The organism is Clostridium sp. SGI.024 (assembly GCF_050315195.1).
Taxonomy (GTDB): domain Bacteria; phylum Bacillota; class Clostridia; order Clostridiales; family Clostridiaceae; genus Clostridium.
The window spans coordinates 1-2,151 of record NZ_JBNPON010000131.1; the positions used below are offsets into that span (position 1 = coordinate 1).

General features: G+C 24.6%; 2 protein-coding genes. Both read right to left on the reverse strand.

The window, feature by feature from the left end; translation table 11 throughout:
* Positions 1 to 11 precede the first annotated feature (11 nt).
* Positions 12 to 590, reverse strand: coding sequence for a DJ-1/PfpI family protein (locus tag ACQRD5_RS17000; protein WP_291626266.1), 579 nt, complete (start codon positions 588 to 590; stop codon positions 12 to 14).
* 220 nt (positions 591 to 810) lie between these two features.
* On the reverse strand, positions 811 to 1,953 hold the full coding sequence (locus ACQRD5_RS17005) for a Card1-like endonuclease domain-containing protein (protein ID WP_291626265.1): 1,143 nt from the start codon (positions 1,951 to 1,953) through the stop codon (positions 811 to 813).
* Between the last annotated feature and the right edge of the window lie 198 nt (positions 1,954 to 2,151).

Below are 2,151 nucleotides of genomic sequence, written 5' to 3' on the forward strand. Positions count from 1 at the left end.
TAAAATAGAAGTTATAATCCTTTAATAATATTAATAAAGTTTTCTCTATCCTCTTCATTTTCAAATAAATTAAACCAATCACATACTTCAACTGCAAAGTCTATAAAAGCAGCTCCCTGTGCAGTTATAATGTTTCCGTCTCTAACAACTCTATCTAAAACAAAGTTATTTCTTGGAAATGGGTCTTCTTCTCCATATCTTAATACATATTCTTCATCCCATTCAACTATAGGAGTGGTATATTTTGCATCATTAAGTACTCCAGCCTTTGCTAAGGCTAATGTACCGGCACCACATATTCCTCCTATTAACTTTCCTTTTGAATTTAAATCATTAATTAAGTCTATAAATTCTTCTTTTATTTCTTTAAACCATCCCCCAGAAATTATTAAGCCTTCAACATCATCAGTTAAAATATCACTAATTACTTTTTCAGGCTTATATATAAATCCTGATCTTCCTTTAATTAGCTTATCATTATATGCAATTGGAATAACTTCTTTTCCAGCATCTGCACATAATAAGTGGCTAATTAAAGTTGTTTCATAATCTGTCATCCCATCAAAAATAAAAACTAATACCTTACCCATTTTATACCCTCTTTTCAATATTTTTATCATAAAATCTAGCGAATTATTATAATATAATTATACCACCTTGCTTAATTAATATTTACAACTAAAAGGAGCCTAATTTCTTGAATTAGGCTCCTTAATTGGCAATTATCTTACTAAACTTCTTATCTTTCTACTATTTCATTTTTTTCTATTATATTCTTAAATTGTGACAAATATCCTTAATGGTAAACTACTATTTCTTTTTAGATATAGCTTCCCTTATTTTGATTTTAAATTTTTCTTCATTTCCATCAAAAATAATCAGGCTTATTCCCATTTCCATTGCCCTATACTTAACAGCTGTTTTAATTGGATCCTTTGTAGCTACTAAAATTTTATATACATTTTTTCCTCCTATTTTATTACTATAGACATCTAATTCGTTTAAGGAGTTTTCATTGTATTTATCGCTATCCTTACAAGAAATACAAATAGCAACAGAATCCTTCACCGCAACTACATCTAATTCATTTCTAACAATCTTACTTTTATCATTCCATAAAAACATAACTCCACTTCTTACTTCATCTATCTCTTTAATTTCATTAATTATATTATTGGTTGCTACTTCTAGCCAAGTTCCACTTTTGAATATAAATGACTTTAGATATTCCTTCTTAAAATAAACCTTTATTTCTTTTTCTTCAGTAGTATAATCTATTCCCCCAATTCTTTTTAAGTATATAAGAATTTTACTCAAAATTACTTTTTCGTCTTTGCTTAATAAATTTAAATTTATCTTTATAACATTAGAATCTTCTGCATAATGAATAAAAATATTAGAATCATATAGTTTTTGTTTATACTTATGCCAAATTTCTAAATTCTTATAAATTGCTTTAGTTAATAATATCAAATCTTTTTTATTAGCTAATTCTGTTGAATCATTTATTACTTCTCCACCACTAGCCTTTATAATTTTATCTAACTCTAAATCTTCAAATTCTTCCCTTATTATTTCTACCTTATTATCAAATAAATATAATTTTTTATTTTTTATATCTATATATATAGCTTTTATAGAATTATCCTTGCATATATTAAACATTTCTAATGAGTTTATTCTGCTTCCACCTGTTAAATTAACTATTAAAGATTTATTTTTATTATCAAGTATGATTTTTCTTAATCCATTTATATCTCCTTCTATTACTATTAATTCTTGAAGGGTTGTATTTGGAAGATATGTTGTGTAGTAATTTTTTAATGATTTTAGAAAGGATTCATCTTCTTTTTTATATATAAATATTACTTTCTTTGGATTAAATCTTTTTGTTGCAAGTATATTAAATTCATTATGTTCATCTACTTGGGTTATTAAAATATCTATGTTCATATAATTCTTCCTTCTTAATAAATAAATATATTTTTAATTTGTCCCAATATATATAAATTTATCCTATTTATTAAAAATGATTTTTTTATATGTAAAAGCAGAAGGCAAAAAGTTCTATTAATTTCTTCATTAATTTCACTATATAAGTCAATCTGCCAACATAATTCCAACAATTATCCTCAAAAAAATTTTTTATAA